Source organism: Mycobacterium rhizamassiliense (genome assembly GCF_900157375.1).
In the GTDB taxonomy this organism is placed as follows: Bacteria; Actinomycetota; Actinomycetes; order Mycobacteriales; family Mycobacteriaceae; genus Mycobacterium; species Mycobacterium rhizamassiliense.
Window position 1 is genome coordinate 5,012,748 of record NZ_LT721901.1, and the last position, 20,830, is coordinate 5,033,577.

At 70.6% G+C, this 20,830-nt stretch carries 13 protein-coding genes; all 13 read right to left on the reverse strand.

Annotation, left to right across the window (positions count from 1 at the left end; translation table 11 throughout):
• Positions 1 to 13 precede the first annotated feature (13 nt).
• Positions 14 to 6,409 carry a type I polyketide synthase gene (locus tag MRAB57_RS23895; RefSeq protein ID WP_077089540.1) on the reverse strand — a complete coding sequence of 2,132 codons (6,396 nt, stop codon included), beginning with the start codon at positions 6,407 to 6,409 and terminating at the stop codon, positions 14 to 16.
• Between the two features lie 221 nt (positions 6,410 to 6,630).
• Positions 6,631 to 7,692, reverse strand: coding sequence for a type III polyketide synthase (locus MRAB57_RS23900; RefSeq protein ID WP_077089541.1), 1,062 nt, complete (start codon positions 7,690 to 7,692; stop codon positions 6,631 to 6,633).
• 121 nt (positions 7,693 to 7,813) lie between these two features.
• Positions 7,814 to 9,223 (reverse strand): argininosuccinate lyase, encoded by a 1,410-nt coding sequence (gene argH, locus MRAB57_RS23905; RefSeq protein ID WP_077089542.1) that lies wholly within the window; start codon positions 9,221 to 9,223, stop codon positions 7,814 to 7,816.
• Positions 9,220 to 10,428, reverse strand: coding sequence for an argininosuccinate synthase (locus tag MRAB57_RS23910; RefSeq protein WP_077089543.1), 1,209 nt, complete (start codon positions 10,426 to 10,428; stop codon positions 9,220 to 9,222). Before MRAB57_RS23910 ends, argH begins: the two co-directional genes overlap by 4 nt.
• 31 nt (positions 10,429 to 10,459) lie before the next feature.
• Positions 10,460 to 10,954 (reverse strand): arginine repressor, encoded by a 495-nt coding sequence (locus tag MRAB57_RS23915; RefSeq protein WP_077089545.1) that lies wholly within the window; start codon positions 10,952 to 10,954, stop codon positions 10,460 to 10,462.
• A complete protein-coding gene (argF, locus tag MRAB57_RS23920) occupies positions 10,954 to 11,877 on the reverse strand; it encodes an ornithine carbamoyltransferase (RefSeq protein ID WP_077089546.1) in 924 nt (307 codons plus the stop codon). The genes MRAB57_RS23915 and argF overlap by 1 nt, the downstream gene beginning before the upstream one ends.
• Entirely contained in the window at positions 11,874 to 13,064 is a 1,191-nt protein-coding gene (locus tag MRAB57_RS23925; RefSeq protein ID WP_077089547.1) for an acetylornithine transaminase, read from the reverse strand. The genes argF and MRAB57_RS23925 overlap by 4 nt, the downstream gene beginning before the upstream one ends.
• Positions 13,061 to 14,002, reverse strand: coding sequence for an acetylglutamate kinase (gene argB / locus MRAB57_RS23930; RefSeq protein WP_077089548.1), 942 nt, complete (start codon positions 14,000 to 14,002; stop codon positions 13,061 to 13,063). The genes MRAB57_RS23925 and argB overlap by 4 nt, the downstream gene beginning before the upstream one ends.
• On the reverse strand, positions 13,999 to 15,213 hold the full coding sequence (gene argJ, locus MRAB57_RS23935; RefSeq protein ID WP_077089549.1) for a bifunctional glutamate N-acetyltransferase/amino-acid acetyltransferase ArgJ: 1,215 nt from the start codon (positions 15,211 to 15,213) through the stop codon (positions 13,999 to 14,001). Before argJ ends, argB begins: the two co-directional genes overlap by 4 nt.
• Positions 15,210 to 16,253: an N-acetyl-gamma-glutamyl-phosphate reductase gene (gene argC, locus MRAB57_RS23940; RefSeq protein ID WP_077089551.1), complete on the reverse strand. Its 1,044-nt coding sequence runs from the start codon at positions 16,251 to 16,253 to the stop codon at positions 15,210 to 15,212. Before argC ends, argJ begins: the two co-directional genes overlap by 4 nt.
• Before the next feature lie 52 nt (positions 16,254 to 16,305).
• Positions 16,306 to 18,801: a phenylalanine--tRNA ligase subunit beta gene (gene pheT / locus MRAB57_RS23945; protein ID WP_077089552.1), complete on the reverse strand. Its 2,496-nt coding sequence runs from the start codon at positions 18,799 to 18,801 to the stop codon at positions 16,306 to 16,308.
• Positions 18,801 to 19,844 carry a phenylalanine--tRNA ligase subunit alpha gene (pheS, locus tag MRAB57_RS23950; RefSeq protein ID WP_077089553.1) on the reverse strand — a complete coding sequence of 348 codons (1,044 nt, stop codon included), beginning with the start codon at positions 19,842 to 19,844 and terminating at the stop codon, positions 18,801 to 18,803. Before pheS ends, pheT begins: the two co-directional genes overlap by 1 nt.
• A 130-nt stretch (positions 19,845 to 19,974) precedes the next feature.
• A complete protein-coding gene (locus tag MRAB57_RS23955) occupies positions 19,975 to 20,796 on the reverse strand; it encodes a rhomboid-like protein (protein WP_077090813.1) in 822 nt (273 codons plus the stop codon).
• Positions 20,797 to 20,830 lie beyond the last annotated feature (34 nt).

A 20,830-nucleotide genomic window follows, 5' to 3' on the forward strand; every position in this document is an offset into this window, starting at 1 on the left:
TTCCTTGTAGGGATCAGGAGCCGAGCTCTTCGTCGAGGATTGCGAAGAGCTGGCTTTCGGATGCGGAAAAGATGTCGGCGTCGTCGGCGGCGAGGTAGTCGTCGGGATCGGTGTGGGCCCCCAGGGTGGTGAGCAGGGTTTGGATACGCGCGACGAGATGGGTCTTGTCTTCGGGTTTCCAATCCGGTTGGTTGAGCAGCGATTGCAGCTCGCGGGTGATGTCGTTGAAGCGGTCCAGCGCACCGAGTTGGTCGACGGCGCCGGTGCTGACCTCGAGGCGGGTGTCGAGGTGTTCAGCCAGCGCGGTCGGCGTGGGGTAGTCGAAGATCAGCGTGGGCGAAAGCGTGAGCCCGGTCGCGGTTTTCAGCCGGTTCCGCAGTTCGACCGCAGTCAGGGAGTCGAACCCGAGGTCCTGGAAGACGCTGGCGGCGTTGATGTCCGCGGCGTTGGAGCGACCCAACACGGTTGCGGCGTTGGTGGACACCAGGTCGACGAGCTGGCGGTGACGCTCCTCGGCGGACAGGCCCTGCAGCCGCGAGACGAGCGTGGTCGTCGAGGCGGCCGTGGTGTCGGCCTCGGCGATCACGCGCCGGGTGGGCCGGGCCACCAACTGGCTCAGCAGTGGCGGCAGCCCGGCGCTGTGCTCGGCCAGCGCGCGGGGGTCGAGGCGCGCGGCCACCACCAGGGGCCGGTCGGAAAGCATTGCGGTGTCGAACAATCGCAACGCCTGCTCGGTGGACAGCGGTGCGGCCCCGACCCGGCTCATCCGGGCCCTGTCGCGGTCGCCCAGGTGTTGGGTCATTGCCGAGGCTTGTTCCCACAGCCCCCAGGCCACCGACAGCCCCGCCAGGCCATGGCCGTTCCGATACTCCGCCAGCGCGTCGAGGAAGCTGTTGGCCGCCGCGTAGTTGCCCTGCCCGGGAGTGCCCAGGATGCCGGCCATTGACGAGAACAGCACGAACGCCGTCAGATCCAGGTCTTGGGTGAGCTCGTGCAGGTTCCACGCGCCGTCGACCTTGGCCCGCAGCACCGCATCCACCCGCCGCGGGGTCAACGAGGCGATCAGCCCGTCGTCGAGCACGCCCGCGGCGTGGAAGACACCCTTGAGCGGGTAGCGCGGGTCCAGCCCGGACAGCAGCGCGCCCAGCGCGGCACGGTCGGCGACGTCGCAGGTCACCACCGACACCTGTGCGCCGGCCTCCTGTAGCCGGTCCACCAAATCCTCGGCGGCCGAACCGCTGCGGCTGGCCAGCACCACGTGCGCCACGCCGTAGCGGGCCACCAGATGTTCGGCCAGCGCCGAGCCGGCCATCCCGGTGCCGCCGGTGATCAGCACCGTCGAGCCCGCCAGCCCGGCCCCGGCACCCACCAGCACCCGGTCGCCGGGGCCGTCGGGCAGGCTCAGCACCACCTTGCCGATCTGACGCGCCTGGCTGACGAAGCGGTACGCCGCCGGCGCGCAGCGCACGTCAAACGCCTTGATCGGCAACGGCTTCAGGGTGCCATCGGCGAACAGCGCCATCAACTCACCGAACATCGCCGCCATGCGGTCGGGGCCGGCCTCGATCAGGTCGAACGCCCGGTACATCACGCCGGCCGGCATGGAATCGGCGTCGCGCAGGTCGGTCTTGCCCATCTCGATGAAGCGCCCACCGCCGACCAGCAGCCGCAGCGACGCGTCGACGAATTCACCGGCAAGCGAGTCCAGCACCACGTCGACGCCGGCGCCGCCGGTGGTGGCCAGGAACTTCTGCTCGAATTCCAGCGAGCGCGAATCAGCGATGTGGTCGTCGTCGAAACCCATGGCGCGCAACGTGTCCCACTTGCCGCGACTGGCTGTGGCGAACACCTCCGCGCCCCAGTGCCGGGCCAGCTGCACCGCCGCCATCCCGACGCCACCGGTGGCGGCATGCACCAGCACGCGGTCGCCGGCCTTGACACCGGCCAGCACCGACAACCCGTACAGCGCGGTCAGGAACACCACCGGCACGCCGGCGGCCTGCAGCAGCGACCATTCCGCGGGCACCGCGGTCACCAGCCGCGCATCGATCACGGCCTCGGAACCCACCACGCCCAGCAGGCCCATCACCGCATCGCCCACGGCCAGCCCGGTCACCCCGGGACCGACCTCGGTGACGACGCCGGCGCCCTCGACGCCGATCTCACCGCCGCCGGGGTACATGCCCAACGCCACCAACACATCCCGGAAGTTCACCCCGACCGCGCCCACCGCCACCCGGACCTCCCCGGCGGCCAAGTCCGTCGCCGGGATGGGCTGCACGGCCAGGTCCTCAAAGGTTCCCGCGCCCCCGGCGCGCATCCGCCAGCCCCGCGTCGGCAGCTCGAGCGCAGTCTCGCTGGGGGTCAGCCGCGCCGCGTGCGCCACACCGGAGCGCACCACCAATTGCTTTTCCCCGCAACCGATTACCTCGGCGATATCCAGTGATCCGTCCGAATCGAGCAAGACCAACCGGCCGGGATGCTCGGCCTGCGCCGAGCGCGCCAGGCCCCATACCGCGGCACCCGCAAGATCTGTGACATCCTCGCCGGGCAGCCCGACGGCGCCGTGGGTCAGCACCACCAGCACCCCGGAGCCGTCACCGGCCAGCCACGACTGCAGCATCCCCAGCGCCTCGTGCGTGGCCGCGTAGACCGACCCCACCACCGCGTCGGAACCGGCACTCGGCTCCCAGATCACCACGCCGTCGCCAACACTGTTGCCGTCCAGCACCACCGGCGACCAGCCCACCTCGAGCAACCGGCCCCCGGCCCGCGGCGCGGCCACGGAGAGCTGCGCGGTCGAGACGGGGCGAACCACCAACTCGCGCACCGACAACACCGGCAGGCCCGCCGCGTCGGCCAGGTCTACCGACACCGCCGCCACCCCGACGGGCGCTATCCGGACCCGGGCCCGCGATGCGCCGGCCGCGTGCAGGCACACGCCCTGCCACGAGAACGGCAGCATCGTCTGGGACTGCTCGCCTGCGACGCCCATCGCGTGCAGCGCCGCATCCACCAGCACCGGGTGAATCCCGAACGCGCCGACCGGCTGCCCCCCGTCCTGCGGGACGGCAACTTCGGCGAACACCTCGTTGCCGAGCTGCCACATCGCGTGCAGGCCGCGGAACGCCGGGCCGTATTCGTAGCCGCGCTCGGCCAGCCGCCGGTACGCGTCGCTCACATCCACCGGCGCCGCCCCCGCGGGTGGCCACACCGACAGGTCCGCGGTACGCGTTGGCTCCCCCGCGCTCAGCACGCCCTCGGCGTGCAGGCTCCACTCCGAATCGGGCTGGGCGTCAAGCGAATAGACCGACAGGGCGCGGCGGCCCGAACCGTCGGCGGCACCGACGACCGCCTGCACCTGAACCCCGTCCGCCGACGACAGCAGCAACGGCGCCGAAAGCGTGAGCTCCTCGACCACCGTGCAGCCGACCTCGTCGCCGGCGCGCAGCGCCAACTCCACGAACCCCGCGCCGGGGAACAGCACCACCCCGGCCACGGCGTGATCGGACAGCCAGGGCTGCGCGGCGGTGGACAGCCGCCCGGTCAGCACCACGCCGCCGGAATCCGGCCGCTGCACCACCGCGCCCAGCAGCCCGTGCTCGGCTCCGGCCAGGCCCAGGCCGCTCGGGTCCGCGCCACCGGCGCCGACCATGGGCAGCCAAAACCGCCGGTGTGCAAAGGCATACGTCGGCAGCTCCACCTGGCCGCCGCCCACAAAGGCCGCCGGCCAGTTCACCGCCACGCCCGCGGTGTGGGCCTGGCCCGCGGACAGCAGGAATCGGTCCAGCCCGCCGTCGTTGCGGCCCAGGGAGGGAATGACGGTCGCGTCGATGTCATCGCGGCCCGCGGCGGCCGCGCAGGTCTCCTCGATGGCGGTGGTCAAGACCGGGTGCGGGCTGGATTCGATGAACGCCTGATACCCGGCCTCCCGCGCGGCGCGGACCGCGTGTTCGAACTGCACCGTCTGCCGGATGCTCTGGTACCAGTACTCGGCATTGAGGCCGGCGGTGTCCATCCGCTGACCGCTGACCGTCGAGAAGAAGGCCACCGGCGACGAATGGGGCTCGATGCCCGCCAGCGCCTCGATTAGCGCGTCGTGGATGGCGTCGACCTGCGCCGAGTGCGACGCGTAGTCGACGTCGATCCGGCGGGCACGCACGCCGTCGGCCTCGCAGCGGGCGACCAGCTCCTCGCACGCGCGCACCTCGCCGGACACGACGACGGCCGATACCCCGTTCACCGCGGCGATATTCAGCCGATCGCCCCACGCGGTCAACAGCTCGCGAACCTGAGCCAGCCCGCAGGCCAGCGACACCATGCCGCCAGCGCCGGACAGCTGGACCAGCAGCCGGCTGCGCAGCGCCACGACCCGGGCCGCATCCTCGAGCGACAGGGCGCCCGCGACGTAGGCCGCCGCGATCTCGCCCTGCGAATGGCCGATCACCGCATCGGGTTGCACGCCCAGCGCGCGCCACAGCTCGGCCAGCGACACCATCACCGCCCACAGGGCCGGCTGCACGACGTCGACGCGATCCAGCCCCGGGGCGCCCGCCACACCGCGGACGACGTCGATCAGCGACCAGTCCACGTGTTCGGCGAGCGCCTTGTCGCAGCGGTCCATGTGGTCGGCGAAAACCCTTGAGGTGTCCAGCAACTCGGCCGTCATCCCGACCCACTGCGAGCCCTGGCCGGGAAACACGAACACCGTCCTGCCGGGCGTGCGGGCGCGCCCCGCGACCACGTTCACTCCCGGCTCGCCGGCGGCCAACCCGGCCACCCCCGCCAGCAGCTGCTCGTGGTCCGCTCCGACGACCACCGCGCGGTGCTCGAACGTCGAACGCGTCGAGGCCAGCGACCACCCCACGTCCGTCGCGCTCAGCTCGGGTCGGGCGCCCACATGGCTCAACAACCGCCGCGCTTGACCGGCCAACGCCTCGGCCGACCGGGCCGACAGCAGCCACGGCACCACCGGCGTGTCGCTATCACCGGACGTACCAACGCCTTCCACCGCAGGCGGCTGCTCCAGGATCACGTGCGCGTTGGTGCCGCTGATGCCGAACGATGACACGGCCGCGCGGCGCGGGCGATCCACCACCGGCCAGGCCCGCTGCTCGGTCAACAGGGAGACCGCCCCGGCCGCCCAATCCACATGCGGCGTCGGCACATCCACGTGCAGGGTCTTGGGCATCACCCCATGCCGCATCGCCTGCACCATCTTGATCACCCCGGCCACTCCCGCGGCCGCCGATGTGTGACCCATGTTCGACTTGATGGAGCCCAGCCACAGCGGCTGATCGGCCGGCCGGTCCTGGCCGTAGGTGGCCAGAATGGCTTGGGCCTCAATCGGATCCCCCAACATGGTGCCCGTGCCGTGGCCTTCGACGAGATCCACATCGGCCGTGCCCAGCCGGGCGTTGGCCAGCGCGGTGCGGATCACCCGCTGCTGCGCCGGTCCGTTCGGTGTCGCCAGCCCGTTGGAGGCGCCGTCCTGATTCACCGCGGAGCCGCGAATCACCGCGAGCACCGGATGGCCCAAGCGCTGCGCGTCGGCCAGCCGCTCCAGCACCAGGGCTCCGGCGCCCTCGGAGAAGCCGGTTCCGTCGGCCGCGCCGGCGTAGGCCTTGCACCGCCCGTCGGCGGACAGCGCCCGCTGCCGGCTGAACTCCACGAACATCGCCGGCGTCGCCATCACCGTCGCCCCGCCGACCAGCGCCATGTCGCATTCGCCCGAGCGCAGCGACTGCGCCGCCAGATGCAGCGCTACCAACGACGACGAGCACGCGGTGTCCACCGACACGGCCGGGCCCTCGAAGCCCAGCGAGTACGCCACCCGCCCGGACGCGACGCTCAGCGTCGAGCCACGCAGCCCGTAGCGCTCCAGGTCGCCCGGCACGCGGCCCTGTCCGCCGTAGGAGCCGTGGAAGATCCCGGCGAAGACACCCGTCGCCGATCCGCGCAGCCGCACCGGGTCGATGCCGGCCCGTTCCAGGGCCTCCCACGAGACCTCCAACAGCAGCCGCTGCTGGGGGTCCATGGCCAGCGCCTCGCTCGGCGCGATCCCGAAGAACTCCGCGTCGAAGTCGGCCGCGCCGGCCAAGAACCCGCCGCTGCGCGTGTAGGACTTGCCCACTGCGTCGGGGTCGGGATCGAACAGCCTACCCAGGTCCCAGCCGCGGTCGGCCGGGAAATCAGAGACCACGTCGCGGCCGTCGGCCACCATCTGCCAGAGCGCTTCCGGGGAATCCGCCCCGCCCGGGTACCGGCACGCCATGCCCACGACCGCCACCGGCTCGGTGGCTTCCCTGGAGAACAAGGCCAGGTAGTCGCGGTTTTCGCGCTTCAGCCGCTCGTTTTCCTTGAGCGACCTGCGCAGGGCCATGACTAGCTCTTCATGAGTGCTGTTCATGGACCCGGCCTCTCGTGCTGCTCCTCAAGGCAGCGCCATCGCGCTTGCAAGAAAGATATCGAGGTCCGTGCCACTCGAGCGCCAAAGTGGCCGCATCGCGATACCCGCGGTCATTCGCCCAGTCGGCCACCGACCGTGCCTTTCGCTGACCCCAATTTTTGCATCGCCGTCAATTCCGCGCGTCGATACCTACGCCCCGACAGGCAGTCCACAGCCATGCATCAGTGCCAGCGCAGCAGGACGAGCTCAGAACAGAAGCCGGGGCCCATCGCCAGCATCAGGCCCGGGCTGCCGCTGGGCGGCTTCTTGGCGATGGTGTCGCGCAGCACGTGCAGCACCGACGCCGACGACAGATTGCCGACCTCGCCGAGGGAACGCCACGTCAGTTCGAGGGCATCCGCGGGCAGGCCGAGTGCGGTGTTGATCGCCTCGATGACCTTGGGGCCGCCTGGGTGGCTGACGAAGGCGCCGACGTCGCTCGTGCTCAGGTCGTGGTCCCCCAGGAACGCGCTGACGTCGGCTTCGATGTACTGCTCGACGATGGCCGCGACGTCCTTCGACAGCACGAGCTCGAACCCCGTGGCCCCCACGTCGTAGCCCATCGTGCGCAGCGAGTCGCGGTACAGGTGGCTGCGCGAATCGAGGACGTCGGGTCCGCTGGCGCCGATCTGCTCGGCGCGCCGGTCGCCGACGGCCACCACGGCCCCGGCCCCGTCAGCAAACAACGCGCTGCCGACCATGCCGGCCAGCGACGGCTTGTATCCCGGGTAGGTCAGCGAGCACAGCTCGACGGAGATCAGCGCGGCGACACTGTCGGGCGCGCCAAGCAGGTAGTCGTTCATCCGGGCCACGCCCGCCGCCCCGGCCACGCAGCCCAGGCCGAACATCGGCACCCGCCGCAGGTCGTCGCGCAGCCCCAGCCGCCCAGCGATCCGGGCATCGATCGACGGCGTCGCGAGCCCGGTGACCGTCGTCGTGAACAGCGCGTCCAGGTCCTGGGGCCGCAGGCCGGCCTCGTCGAGCGCGCCGCGCAGCGCCTCAGCGCCGAGCTCAACGGCATTTTCGATGAAGATCGCGTTGGCGGTGCCGAAGTCGGAGAGCGCGGGATACCGCTCCAGCGGCATCACCAGGTGGCGGCTGTTGACCTTGGCGCTGGTGTGCAGCTGCCGGACGATGTCCTCGTAGCCTTCGAACTCGGGAATGCTGACGAAGAAGTCGGTGAGTTCGCGCTGGGAGTATCGGTATTGCGGCAACGCACCAAATACACCTGCGATGACGCTCATGGTTCCCACCCCTTGGGTACGCAAATCTAGGTCGAACGGTTCAAACGGTCCCTGTGAGCTGGAAGTTTAGTCGTCCTAGAAAGGCTTCGGCAAAGAACGTGGGCAAAGCGCAGGCCGCAGGCTAGTTCAGCCGGTCCCGCAGCGTCGCGCTGGCCTGCAGCAGCGCGCTCAATTGCTCGGCCACCCGGCCGGGCGCGGTACCACCCCGGGCGTCGCGGGACGACACCGACCCCTCGATCGTCAGCACCTCGCGGACCTCGGGCGTCAGCTCGGGGCTGATCGCCACCAGCTCGTCGTCGGTGAGCTCATCGAGGCCCACCCCGCGGCCCTCGGCGGTGCGCACCGCCGCGCCGGCGGCCTCGTGCGCGGAGCGGAACGGGACGCCCTGGCGCACCAGCCACTCGGCGATGTCGGTGGCCAGCGTGTAGCCGGCCGGGGCCAGCGCGGCCATCCGGTCGACGTCGAAGGTCAGGCTGCCGACCAGCCCCGCCATCGCGGGCAGCAGCAGCTCCAGCTGGGCCACCGAGTCGAACACCGGCTCCTTGTCTTCCTGCAGGTCGCGGTTGTACGCCAGCGGCTGGGCCTTCAGCGTGGCCAGCAGCCCGGCCAGGTTTCCGATCAGCCGGCCGGACTTACCGCGGGCCAGCTCGGCGATGTCGGGGTTCTTCTTCTGCGGCATGATCGAACTGCCCGTCGACCACGAATCGTGCAGCCGGACGTAGCCGAACTCCGTCGAGCTCCACAGGATGATGTCCTCGGCCAGCCGGGACAGGTCGACGCCGATCATGGCGAACACGAACGCGGCCTCGGCGGCGAAATCCCGGGCGGCGGTCGCGTCGACGGAGTTCTCGCTGGCGGTAGCGAAGCCCAGGTCCGCGGCGATCGCGTCGGGGTCCAGGCCCAGCGACGAGCCGGCCAGCGCCCCGGAGCCGTACGGCGACACCGCCGCGCGCCTGTCGAAGTCGACGATGCGATCGACGTCGCGCAGCAACGGGTGCGCGTGTGCCAGCAGGTGGTGGGCCAGCAGGATCGGTTGGGCGGCCTGTAGGTGGGTCTTGCCAGGCATGATCGCGTCCGGATGCGCGCCGGCCTGGGCGGCCAGTGCGGCGACGACGTCCAGCGCCCCGGCGGCCACCCGGCGCACCGCGTCGCGCAGCCACATCCGGAACAGCGTGGCCACCTGGTCGTTGCGGGACCGGCCCGCGCGCAGCCGCCCGCCCAGGTCCGGCCCGACCCGGTCGATCAGCCCGCGCTCCAGCGCCCCGTGCACGTCCTCGTCGGTGACCAGCGGCGAGAAGCTGCCGTCGGCCACGTCGGAGGCCAGGCTGTCCAGCCCGGCCAGCAGCCCGTCGCGCTGCTCCTCGGTCAGCAGCCCGGCCCGGAACAGCACGATGGTGTGCGCCCGCGACGCCGTGATGTCGTAGGGCGCCAGCACCCAGTCGAAGTGGGTGGACTTGCTCAGCGCAGCCAGCGCCTCGGACGGCCCGTCGGCGAACCGCCCGCCCCACAAAGATCCCTCGCGAGTGCTCACTTGTCCTCGGTGGCCAGGTCCCGGCGCGACGCGATCTTCGACGACAGCCCGTGCACGTAGACGAACCCCTTCGACATGGACTGGTCGAAGCTGTCGCCCTCGTCGTAGGTGGCCAGGTTGAAGTCGTAGAGCGATTCGGCGCTGCGCCGGCCGTTGACCGCAATGTGGCCGCCGTGCAACACCATTCGGATCTCGCCCGAGACGTGTTCCTGCGTCGTGGCGACGAAACTCTCCAGCGCGGTCTTCAGCGGCGAGAACCACAGCCCGTCGTACACCAGCTCGGCCCAGCGCTGGTCGGTGGTCCGCTTGAACCGGCCCAGCTCGCGTTCGAGGGTGACGTGTTCGAGTTCGGCGTGCGCGGTGATCAACACCATCGCGCCGGGCGCCTCGTAGATCTCGCGGCTCTTGATGCCCACCAGCCGGTCCTCGACGACGTCGAGGCGCCCGACTCCCTGCGCGCCGGCGCGGGCGTTGAGCTCGACGATGGCCTCCAGCATCGACACCGGCTTGCCGTCGATCGACACGGGGACACCGCGTTCGAAGCCGACGATCACCTCGTCCGGGGTGCTCCAGTTGAGCGTGGGGTCTTCGGTGTAGTCGTAGACGTCCTTGGTCGGGGCGTTCCACAGGTGTTCCAGGAAACCGGTTTCCACCGCGCGGCCCCACACGTTCTGGTCGATCGAGAACGGCGAGCGCTTGGTGACGTTGATCGGGATGGCGTTCTCCTCGGCGAACGCGATCGCCTTCTCCCGCGTCCACGCGTAGTCGCGGACCGGGGCCAGCACCTCGAGATCCGGTGCCAGCGAGGCGAATCCGACTTCGAAGCGGACCTGGTCGTTGCCCTTGCCGGTACAGCCGTGCGCGACGATGGTGCCGCCGTGCTGGCGGGCCGCCTCGACCAGGTGCTTGGCGATCAACGGCCGGCTGATCGCCGACACCAGCGGGTAGCGGTCCATGTACAGCGCGTTGTTCAGGATGGTCGGCAGGCAGTAACCCTCGGCGAACTCGTCGCGGGCATCGACGACGACGGCCTCGACAGCCCCGCAGTCCAGGGCCCGCTGGCGGATGAGCTCCATGTCTTCGCCGCCCTGGCCGAGGTCGATCGCCACCGCCACGACCTCACGGCCGGTCTCCTTGCCGATCCAGCTGATCGCCACCGAGGTGTCCAGACCGCCGGAATACGCCAGGATGACGCGTTCTGACATCGATCAATCTCCAATCCCAAGCCGTGCGGCTTTATTTCAGGTTTTCCAGTGTGCTGGCCAGCTCGGCGCCCGTCATCGGCTCCCGTGCAGCCACGAAGACGGTGTCATCGCCGGCGATGGTGCCGACGACGTACGGTAACGCCGCACGATCGAGTGCGCTGGCCAAATAGTCAGCTCCGCCGGGCGGAGTTCGCAGCACCGCAAGGTTGGCGCTGGAGTCGGTCGACACCAGCAGCTCACTCAGCAGCCGGGACAACCGGGCGGTGCCGCCGGATACCCCGCGCACCGGGCTGCCGTCCTCGGGAACCACGTAGACCCCTACGCCGCCGTCCGCGCCCCGCAGCTTCACCGCGCCGAGCTCTTCGAGATCGCGGGACAGCGTGGCCTGGGTGACGTCGACCCCGTCGTCGGCCAGCCGGGCCGCCAGCTCGCTTTGGCTGCTGATCGACGACGACGACAGGATGGTGACGATGCGGGCCTGCCGCCCGGCGCGGGTGGTTTCGGTAGTGGTCTTCGAACGGGTCATCAGGACCGCTCCAAAAGCCACACCAGCAGCGCCTTCTGGGCGTGCAGCCGGTTCTCGGCCTCGTCCCACACCACGCTGGCCGGCCCGTCCATCACCTCGTCGGTGATCTCGTCGCCGCGATGCGCCGGAAGGCAGTGCAGCACAATGGCTTCCGCGTCAGCCAACCCGAGCAGGCGCTGGTTGACCTGGAACGGGCGGAACGGTTTGACGCGGTCCAGCCCGTCGCTCTCCTGGCCCATCGACGTCCAGGTGTCGGTCACCAGGACGTCGGCGCCCGCGGCGGCCGCATCGGCGTCGGCGGTCACGGTCACCGACGCGCCGGTCTCCAGCGCGTGCTCTTCGGCCGCGGCCACGAACGCGGGGTGGGGCGCGAAGCCCTCGGGCGCGGCGACGGTGACGTGGATGCCCGCGGTCACGCCGCCGAGCAACAGCGAGTGCGCCATGTTGTTGGCGCCGTCGCCGAAGTAGCTCAGCCGCAAGCCTTTCAGCGAGCCCTTCCGCTCGGCGATGGTCTGCAGGTCGGCCAGCACCTGGCAGGGATGGAACTCGTCGGACAGCGCGTTGACCACCGGCACGGTCGCCACCGAGGCCATCGCGTCGAGGCGGTCCTGGCCGAACGTGCGCCAGACGATGGCGTCGACGTAGCGGGACAGGACCCGCGCCGTGTCCTGCAACGTCTCGTCGCGGCCCAGCTGGGTGCTGCTGCTGTCGACGACGACGGGATGCCCACCGAGCTGCGCGATGCCCACCTCGAATGAGAACCGGGTGCGGGTGGAGTTCTTGTCGAAGATGACCGCGACACCGCGCGGCCCCTCCAACGGACGCCGGCTGAACGGGTTCTTCTTCAGCTCGGCGGCCAGCTCGAGCACCTCGGCCTGCTCGGCCGGTGACAGCGCGTCGTCGCGCAGGAAGTGGCGGGTCATGCGGAGCTCCCCACTGTGTCGAGGATGCCGGGCAAGGCGGTGACGAAGCTGTCGAGCTGGGCCTCGGTGATCACCAGGGGGGGCGCCAGCCGGATGACGTCGGGGGCGGGCGCGTTGACCAGGAATCCGGCGTCGCGGGCCGCGGCTTCGGTCTCCTTGGCGCGCGGCGCGGTCAGCACCAGACCCTGCAGCAGCCCGCGGCCGCGCATGTGGTCGATCAGCGGATGGCCGAGCGATTCGACGCTGTGCCGCAACGACTTTCCCAACACCTCGGCGCGGCGCACCAGATCCTCGGCGGCCAGTGTCCGCACCACCGCCAGGGCCGCGGCGGTGCACACCGGGTTGCCGCCGAAGGTGCTGCCATGCAGGCCGGGCGTCAACAGGTCAGCGGCGGGCCCGACGGCCAGCACCGCGCCGATCGGCAGGCCACCGCCCAGCCCCTTGGCCAGGGTGATCACGTCGGGGGTAATGCCGTCGTGTTGGTGTGCGTAAAACGCTCCGGTGCGGCCTATCCCGGTCTGCACCTCGTCGAGCACCAGCAGCGCGCCCTGCCGCGCGGTGATGTCGCGGGCGGCGGCGAGGTAGCCCGCGGGCGGGACGACGACGCCGCTCTCCCCCATGATCGGTTCCAGGAACACCGCGGCGGTACCGCCGTCGACGGCGGCGGCCAGCGCCTCGGTGTCGCCGTAGGGCACGTGCGTGACGTGGCCGGGCAGCGGCTCGAACGGCGCCTGCTTGGCCGGCTGGCCGGTCAGCGCCAGCGAGCCCATCGTCCGACCGTGAAAACCCTCTTGCGCGGCAACCAGTTTCGTGCGCCCGGTGAGCCGCGACAGCTTGAACGCCAGCTCGTTGGCCTCGGTCCCGGAGTTGCAGAAGAACACCCGGGTCTGGCTGTCGGCGCCCAGCAGGGCCACGAGTTCCTCGGCCAGCGCCAGACTCGGTTCGGTGGCATAGAAATTCGAGGTGTGGCCCAGCGTCGAAATCTGTTGCGTGACGGCTTCGATGATGGCCGGGTGACGATGACCGAGCACGTTGACCGCGATGCCGCCCAGCAGATCCAGGTAGTCACGTCCGTCCACGTCGGTCACGACGGCGCCCTCACCGCTGGCCAGCGCGACCGCCGGGGTGCCGTAGTTGTTCATCATCACGGCTTCCCAGCGCTGCTTCATGGTGTCGGTGTTCGTCATGCTTTCCACCTGCGCCGCTCCTCCTCATCGCTGCGCTCTGCATCGTCGCCGGCGCGCACCACCTTGGTGCCGGTACCCGCATCGGTGAACAGCTCCACCAGCACGCAGTGCTCGACGCGGCCGTCGATGACGTGGGCGCTGGGCACGCCGGCGGTCACCGCCCGCAGGCATGCCTCGACCTTCGGGATCATGCCCGTCTCGAGGGTGGGCAGCAGTTGCGCCAGTGTGGCGGTGTCGATTTCGCTGACCAACGAACCCCGGTCCGGCCAGCTGGTGTAGAGGCCTTCAACATCGGTGAGCATCAACAGTTTCTCCGCTCCCAAGGCTTCGGCCAACGCCGCGGCGGCGGTGTCGGCGTTGATATTGTGCACCACGCCTTCGGCATCGGGCGCCAGCGTGGAGACCACCGGAATACGCCGCGCCGCAATGAGATCCAGCACCGCCGCGGTGTTGACGGTGTCGACGTCGCCGACCAGGCCGATGTCGGTGGCCACACCGTCGACAGTGACGCTGCGCCGCACCGCGGTGAACAGCTGGGCGTCCTCGCCGGTGATGCCCACGGCGTAGGGGCCGTGCGCGTTGATCAGGTTGACCAGTTCGCGACCCACCTGACCGAACAGCACCATCCGCGCGACGTCGAGCACTTCCGGTGTGGTAACCCGGAATCCGCCCTTGAAGTCACCCTTGTCGATGCCGAGACGACGCAGCATGGCGGTGATCTGCGGGCCGCCGCCGTGCACCACCACCGGATGCACACCGCAGTTGCGCAGGAACGCCATGTCGGCGGCGAACGCGTGGCGCAGCGCCTCGTCGGTCATGGCGTTGCCGCCGTACTTGATCACGACGATCTTGCCGTGCAGCTGCTTGAGCCAGGGCAGGGCCTCGGCCAGCACCTGGGCCTTGACCTGAGTGGAGAGCGCGTCGGTTTCGGTGCTCATGTGCTGTAGGCCGAATTCTCTTCGACGTAGGCGTGCGAGAGGTCGGTGGTCCGGATGGAGACCTGGCTGTCGCCCAGGCCGAGGTCGACGACTACCTGGATGTCGGGCCCCGACAGGTCGACCTCGCGGGAGTCCGGGGTACCCGTGCCGTCGGTGAATACGACGGAACCGTTGAACGACACGGTAATTCGATCGGGCTCGATGATCACTCCGGGCGCCAGGCCGACGGCCGCCACCACCCGGCCCCAGTTGGGGTCCGAGCCGAACATCGCGGTTTTGACCAGGCTGTCGCGGGCCACCGAGCGGGCAGCCATGAACGCGTCGTCCTCCGAGCGCGCCCCGGTCACGGTCACGGTGACACGCTTGGTGACACCCTCGGCGTCGGACTGCAACTGTGCGCACAGGTCGTCGCAGATCCGCAGCACGGCGTCGTCGAGATCCTCCTGTGCCGGAGCGACTCCGCTGGCGCCCGACGCGAGCAACAGCACGGTGTCGTTGGTCGAACAGCAGCCGTCGATGTCGAGCCGGTCGAACGTGCGGGCCGAAGCGCGGCGCAACGCCCCGTCGAGCGCCGCGTGGTCGGCCACCGCGTCGGTGGTCAGCACGCACAGCATGGTCGCCAGCGAGGGCGCCAGCATGCCCGCGCCCTTGGCCATGCCGCCGACCGTCCAGTTTTCCGGATGGTGCAGCGCAGCCTGTTTGGGCACGGTGTCGGTGGTCATGATGGCCTGCGCGGCCTCGTCCCCACCGGACAGGCCGCCGGCCATCTCGTGCACGACGTTCGTGACCCCGGCCAGCACCTTGTCCATCGGCAGCCGGTCGCCGATCAGCCCGGTCGAGCAGACGGCGACCTCGATGGCCCCGGTCTCGGTTCCCCAGTCCGACAACGCGGCGGCGACGGCTTCCGCGGTCGCGTGGGTGTCCTGGAAGCCGGCCGGCCCCGTGCAGGCGTTGGCCCCGCCGGAGTTGAGGATCACCGCGCGCAGCGCCCCGGTGGTCAGCACCTGCTGACTCCAGAGCACCGGCGCGGCCTTGACCTGGTTTTGGGTGAACACCCCCGCCGCGGTGTAGTCGGGTCCCTCGTTGAAGACGAGCGCGAGGTCGCGGGCCCCGGATTTCTTGATCCCGGCCGCGATCCCGGCCGCCCGAAATCCGCCGGGTGCGGTGACGCCCTGGGCGCGTACCAGCCGCGCGGCCACTGCCTCAGTCATGGCGCCACTCCGACAACCGAAAGTCCTTCCGTCTCCGGCCAACCCAGCGCCAGGTTCATCGACTGCACCGCGGCACCACCGGTGCCCTTGACCAGGTTGTCGATCGCCGCGATCGCGATGAACGTCTCGGCGTCCTCGTCTACCGCGACCGCGACATGGGCGGCGTTGCTGCCGATCACCGAACCGGTGCGCGGCAGCTGCCCCTCCGGCAGCAGATGAACGAACGGCTCTGCGTCATAAGCCTTTTCGTAGGCCGCCCGCAGCTGCGACAGCGGCGAGCGGGTGCGCGCGGTGCAGGTGGCCAGGATGCCCCGGGACGTCGGGATGAGCACCGGGGTGAAGGACACGGTGACCTCGCGGTCGCTGACGGTCCGCAGGCCCTGGGCGATCTCGGGGGTGTGCCGGTGCGCGCCGGCGATGTTATAGGCGCGGGCCGACCCGATGACCTCCGAGCCGAGCAGGTCGGTCTTGGCGGCGCGGCCCGCCCCGGAGGTGCCGCTGACGGCCACGACGGTCACCGCGGGGTCGACGAGGTCCTCGGCCAGCGCGGGCAGCAGCGCCAGCAGCGCCGCGGTCGGGTAGCAGCCCGGGACCGCGACCCGGTTGGCGCCGCGCAGCCGCTCCCGTGCGCCGGGCAGCTCCGGCAGCCCGTAGGGCCAGCTGCCCGCGTGCGGCGACCCGTAGTACCGCTCCCACGCCGCCGCGTCGGTGAGACGGAAGTCCGCCCCGCAGTCGATGACGAGCGTCTCGGGACCGAGTTGTTCGGCCAGCGCGGCCGAATGCCCATGCGGCAGGCCGAGAAACACGATGTCGTGGCCCTGCAGCACGGACAGCTCGGTGGGCTCGACCACGCGCTGGGCCAGCGGTGTCAGGTGCGGATGATGCTCGGCGAGCGTGCTGCCGGCGCTGGCCGCCGCGGTCAGCGCTCCGATCGTCAGCCGGCCGTCGGCGTAGGCCGGGTGCCCGAGCAGCAGGCGCAGAATCTCGCCACCCGCGTAGCCGCTCGCACCGGCAACCGCCACCTTCTTCACGTCGGCCATTCGGGCCATTCTGCATGGTTATGCAGTTGTTTGCAAATCCATGCCGAGTCGGTCAGGCGCGCAATTCTGCGCCGACCACCTCGGCGGCGCGCCGCACCGCCGCATCGCGGGCCGCGCTGGCGTCGTCCTCGGTCAGCGTGCGATCCGGCGCGCGGAATCGCAGGGCGAACGTCAGCGACTTGCGGCCCTCGCCGACCTGCGCGCCGGTGAAGACGTCGAACAAATCCACGTGCTCGAGCAACTCCCCGGCGCCATCGGTGATCGCATCCGCCACCGCGGCCGCCGGCACGTCGGCAGGCACCACCAGGCTGACGTCCTGGAACACCGCCGGGAACGGCGACACCCGCGGCGCCGGCAACGCTTCGACGATCGGGATCGCGTCGAGGTTCAGCTCGATGGCGCAGGCGCCCTTCGGCAGGCCCGAGCGTTCGACGACGGCCGGATGCAGCTGCCCGGCGTAGCCGACGGGCGTGTCGCCGACGAGGACCTCGGCGCACCGTCCCGGGTGCCACGGCAGCTGCTGGGCGGCGCGCAGCGTGACGGCACACCCGCTGGCGCGGGCGATGATTCGCACCGCCTCGAAGGCGTCGCTGGCCTCCGCCTTGCGGCCGGGGCCCCAGGGGCCGCGCGGCTCACGCAGCCCCGCCAAAACCGCGGCCACGTGCTGCGGTTGCCGAGGCAGCGACGCGTCGAGCTCCGCGATCTCGGCGTCGGTCGGGCGGCGATCCACGGGGATGAGCTCGAGGCGGCGCGTCTGCTCGGTCGGCTGGACCACCTGGGCGATGGCATACAGCGCGACGTCGACCAAGCCGCGAGAAACGTTGCGCCCCAACGCCTCCAGCAGCCCGGGCAGCAGGGTGGTGGCCAGGGCCGGGCGGTCGGCCTCCAGCGGGTTGAGCACCTCGGTGGTAGCACGCCGGGGGTCGTCGGCAGGCAGGCCCCACAGGTCGAACACGCCGGCCGGCAGGAACGGCGCCGGCAGCACCTCGACATACCCGGAGCCGGCCAGCGACTTGCCGATCGCGCGGCGACGCTTTTGGCCGGCAGTCAGCCCGCGACCCGGGGGGGCCGCCGGCAGCACGGACGGGATGGCCTCCAGCCCCTCCAGCCGCAGCACCTCCTCGACCAGATCGGCGGGCTGCAGCAGATCGGGCCGCCAGCTCGGCGGCGTCACGATCAGCGCGTCGCCGTCTTGGGCGACCGTCGCACCGATTTGGGTCAGCCGGCGCGCGGTCGCGCCCGGCGCGTACTCCACTCCGGCCAAGCGGTCGGGCAGGTCGGCGGCGATCCGGATCGCGGGCATCGACCACTCCTCGCGGGGCGGCTCACCCCGCCAATCAGTCAGAGTGGGCTCCGCGACTCCCCCGGCGATGTCGGCGAGCAGCGCGGCGCAACGATCCAGGGCCGCAACCGAAATGACCGGGTCCACCGCGCGCTCGTAGCGGCGGGCGGCCTCGCTGGGCAGGTGCAGCCGGCGCTGCGTGCGCGATACGCCGGCCGGGTCCCACACCGCGGCCTCCAGCAACACGTCGGTGGAATCGTCGCGCACCTCGGTGCTGGCCGCGCCCATTACGCCGCCGATCGCGGCGGTCGCCGCGTCGTCCACGATCAGGACGTCGGCCGGATCCAGCTTGCGCTCAACGTCATCGAGCGTGCGGACCGTTTCGCCGGCACGGGCGAAGCGCACGGCGAAGCCGCCGGTGATGCGGTTGCGGTCGTGCGCGTGCATGGGGTGGCCGAGTTCGAGCATCACGTAGTTGGTGACGTCGACTGCCGGGGAGGTCGCGCGGATGCCGGACAGCAGCAGCCGGCGCTGCAACCACCATGGCGACACCGCGGCGGGGTCGATGCCGGTGACGGGGCGCAACGCGAACCGGCGCACACCGGTCTCGGGCTGCACGGTCAGCGGCCACGCTTCACCGTCGGCCGGCAGCGGTGCGATCACCGCGTCGGAGGCCGGGTCGACGAAATCCAGGTCGCAGGCGCAGGCGATTTCGCGGGCCAGGCCGCGCACCGACATGCAGTAGCCGCGGTCGGGAGTGATCGCCAGGTGCAGGACCACGTCGTCGAGGCCCAGCACCGCGGCGCCGTCGGCCCCCGGTTCGGCGGTGCCCGCGGGCAGCACCAGGATTCCGGCCAGCTCGACACCCAAGCCGAGTTCGGCCGTCGAGCAGATCATTCCGTCGGAGGTGCGGCCGTAAGTCTTGCGGGTGGCGATCACGAAGTCACCGGGCAGGGTGGTGCCGGGCAGCGCCACCACGACCAGATCGCCGACCGCGAAGTTGGTTGCTCCGCAGACGATCTCGCGTGGCTTGTCCTCGCCGACGTCGACCAGGCAGGCACGGATCGGCTTCTTGAATTCGGAGAGCTCCTCGATGGCGCTCACCCGGCCCACCGTCAGTGGGCCGTCGACCGGTCCGAGGGTGACGATCTCCTCGACCTCGTGGCCGATGCGCACCAGGGTCTGCTCGAGCTCTTCCGGGGTGACATCCCAGCCCGGCGCTCCTGCGGCGACGGCGTCGCGCAGCCAGCTGTAGGGAATGCGCATCAGACACCCACCCCGAAGGGCAGCGAGAAGCGGACGTCGCCCTCGACCATATCGCGCATGTCGGGGATGCCGTTGCGGAACTGCAGGGTGCGCTCCAGGCCCATTCCGAACGCGAAGCCGGAGTACACATCGGGATCAATCCCGGCTGCCCGCAACACATTTGGATGCACCATGCCGCAGCCGCCCCACTCGACCCAGCCGGCGCCGCCCTTCTTGCCGACGAACCAGACGTCGACCTCGGCCGACGGTTCGGTGAAGGGGAAGAAGTGCGGCCGGATCCGCGTCCGCGCCTCGGGACCGAACTGGGCCCGCGCGAAGGCGTCGAGCGTGCCACGCAGATGCGCCATCGACAGACCGCGATCCACCGCCAGGCCCTCGACCTGATGGAAGACGGGCGTGTGGGTGGCGTCGAGTTCGTCGGTGCGGAACGTGCGGCCGATCGAGACGATGTAGACGGGCAGCTCGCGGTCGAGCAGCGTGCGCACCTGCACCGGTGAGGTGTGCGTGCGCAGCAGCTGCCGGGAATCCTCCGGGGCGATGTAGAAGGTGTCCTGCTCGCTGCGCGCCGGGTGGTCCGGCGGGAAGTTCAGCGCGTCGAAGTTGAATTGCTCGGATTCGACCTCCGGCCCTTCGGCCAGTTCCCAGCCCATCGCGATGAAGGTGTCGGCGACGTTCTCGGCCAGGATCGTGATCGGATGCCGCGCGCCGGTCGGTTGCCGGGTCGACGGCAGGGTGACGTCGATGCGTTCGGCCACCAGCACTTCCAAGTCGCGAGCGGCCCGCAGCACCTCCAGCCGTTCGTCGTAGATCCGCTGAACCTCGCTACGCGCGGAGTTAACACGCTTCCCGGCGTCGGCCCGCTGCTCCTTAGGCAATGTCGCCAACGCCTGTCTCGCCAGCGCCAGCGGCGCGCGGTCACCGAGGTATTCGGTCTTGATGCGCGCCAGCGTGTCGAGTTCGTCGGCGCGGGAAATGGCCTGGCGGGCAGCGTTGACTGCTTCGGCCAAGGCCTCCGGCGACAGGTCGACGGGTTGATCACCCACGCGGCGGCACTCTCCTTGCTAACGAGGCGGTTCGGGCTGCCCGCATCGTCGGTGAGCGGCAATCCGCGCGGCACGGGTCGAGTGCAGATCATAATTCAGTGCAGCGAACCGAATTCGCTTCGGTGGCGGACTAACCAGCCAGGACCGGCTGCGGACCGGTCAGCGCCGCATCGTCCGCGGCCATCGGGGCGGGCTGCGAACCGCGCGCGCTCCTGAAGCGGGCGATCTGGTACGCGACGAGCGCACCCAGGGCGCCGGCGACCGGCGCGGCGGCCATGGTGCCCCAGTGGTGGGCCAGGACCAGGAAGCCGAAGCCCGAGGAGGCCACCAGCATCAGCGCCAGCACGGGCGTCCAATGAATGGGCTGGCTGAAGCGGCGCGAGACCAGCACGCCCAGGATCACCGCGACGGTGTGGCCCGCGTCGGTGAAGTCGGCCCCGATGATCGCCGACGTCGTGCCGGCCGCGATCCAGAAGCCGACCCACGCCGGGCGCCAGCGGGACGGAATCGCCGCGGTCATCGCGCCGAGGGTGGCCAGCGCGCCGTAGCTCATGCCGACGTCACTGGCCCGGGCGATCGATGTCGGCAGCCAGCCGAACTCGACCGAGGCGGCCAGCGCGGCGGCCACCACCAGCGTCGCGCCGATGTGACCGACCAGGAACGCCACGACCAGCCGGATGGTGCGCAGGTGCAGCTCGGCGAGCGCGAGCAGGCAGGTCAGGAATGGCAACCAGAAGTAGAGCGGGCCGGCATCGACCACCAGCGCGCTGCCCAGCAACGTGCCGAGGCGCCCGTGGGAAAGGTTGTGCAGGTTGGTGCTGGCGCGCGCAACGACCAGGTCATGCCACTGCGGGCCGAGCACGAAGAACGCGCAGCTGACCGCGAGCAGTACAGCGACATACCCGACAGTGAATTGGACCCGGGCAAGCCGGGAAGTGATTCCCCCAAGCATCGTTTCCATTATGACGGCTAAATTGTTTCGGCCT

What these genes read in the sequence shown, in the direction of transcription:
- MRAB57_RS23895 (WP_077089540.1), bottom strand. Translation starts at nt 6,409, where the DNA reads ATGAACAGCACTCATGAAGAGCTAGTCATGGCCCTGCGCAGGTCGCTC.
- MRAB57_RS23900 (WP_077089541.1), bottom strand. Translation starts at nt 7,692, where the DNA reads ATGAGCGTCATCGCAGGTGTATTTGGTGCGTTGCCGCAATACCGATAC.
- MRAB57_RS23910 (WP_077089543.1), bottom strand. Translation starts at nt 10,428, where the DNA reads ATGTCAGAACGCGTCATCCTGGCGTATTCCGGCGGTCTGGACACCTCG.
- MRAB57_RS23915 (WP_077089545.1), bottom strand. Translation starts at nt 10,954, where the DNA reads ATGACCCGTTCGAAGACCACTACCGAAACCACCCGCGCCGGGCGGCAG.
- argF (WP_077089546.1), bottom strand. Translation starts at nt 11,877, where the DNA reads ATGACCCGCCACTTCCTGCGCGACGACGCGCTGTCACCGGCCGAGCAG.
- MRAB57_RS23925 (WP_077089547.1), bottom strand. Translation starts at nt 13,064, where the DNA reads ATGACGAACACCGACACCATGAAGCAGCGCTGGGAAGCCGTGATGATG.
- argB (WP_077089548.1), bottom strand. Translation starts at nt 14,002, where the DNA reads ATGAGCACCGAAACCGACGCGCTCTCCACTCAGGTCAAGGCCCAGGTG.
- argJ (WP_077089549.1), bottom strand. Translation starts at nt 15,213, where the DNA reads ATGACTGAGGCAGTGGCCGCGCGGCTGGTACGCGCCCAGGGCGTCACC.
- argC (WP_077089551.1), bottom strand. Translation starts at nt 16,253, where the DNA reads ATGGCCGACGTGAAGAAGGTGGCGGTTGCCGGTGCGAGCGGCTACGCG.
- pheT (WP_077089552.1), bottom strand. Translation starts at nt 18,801, where the DNA reads ATGCGCATTCCCTACAGCTGGCTGCGCGACGCCGTCGCCGCAGGAGCG.
- MRAB57_RS23955 (WP_077090813.1), bottom strand. Translation starts at nt 20,796, where the DNA reads ATGCTTGGGGGAATCACTTCCCGGCTTGCCCGGGTCCAATTCACTGTC.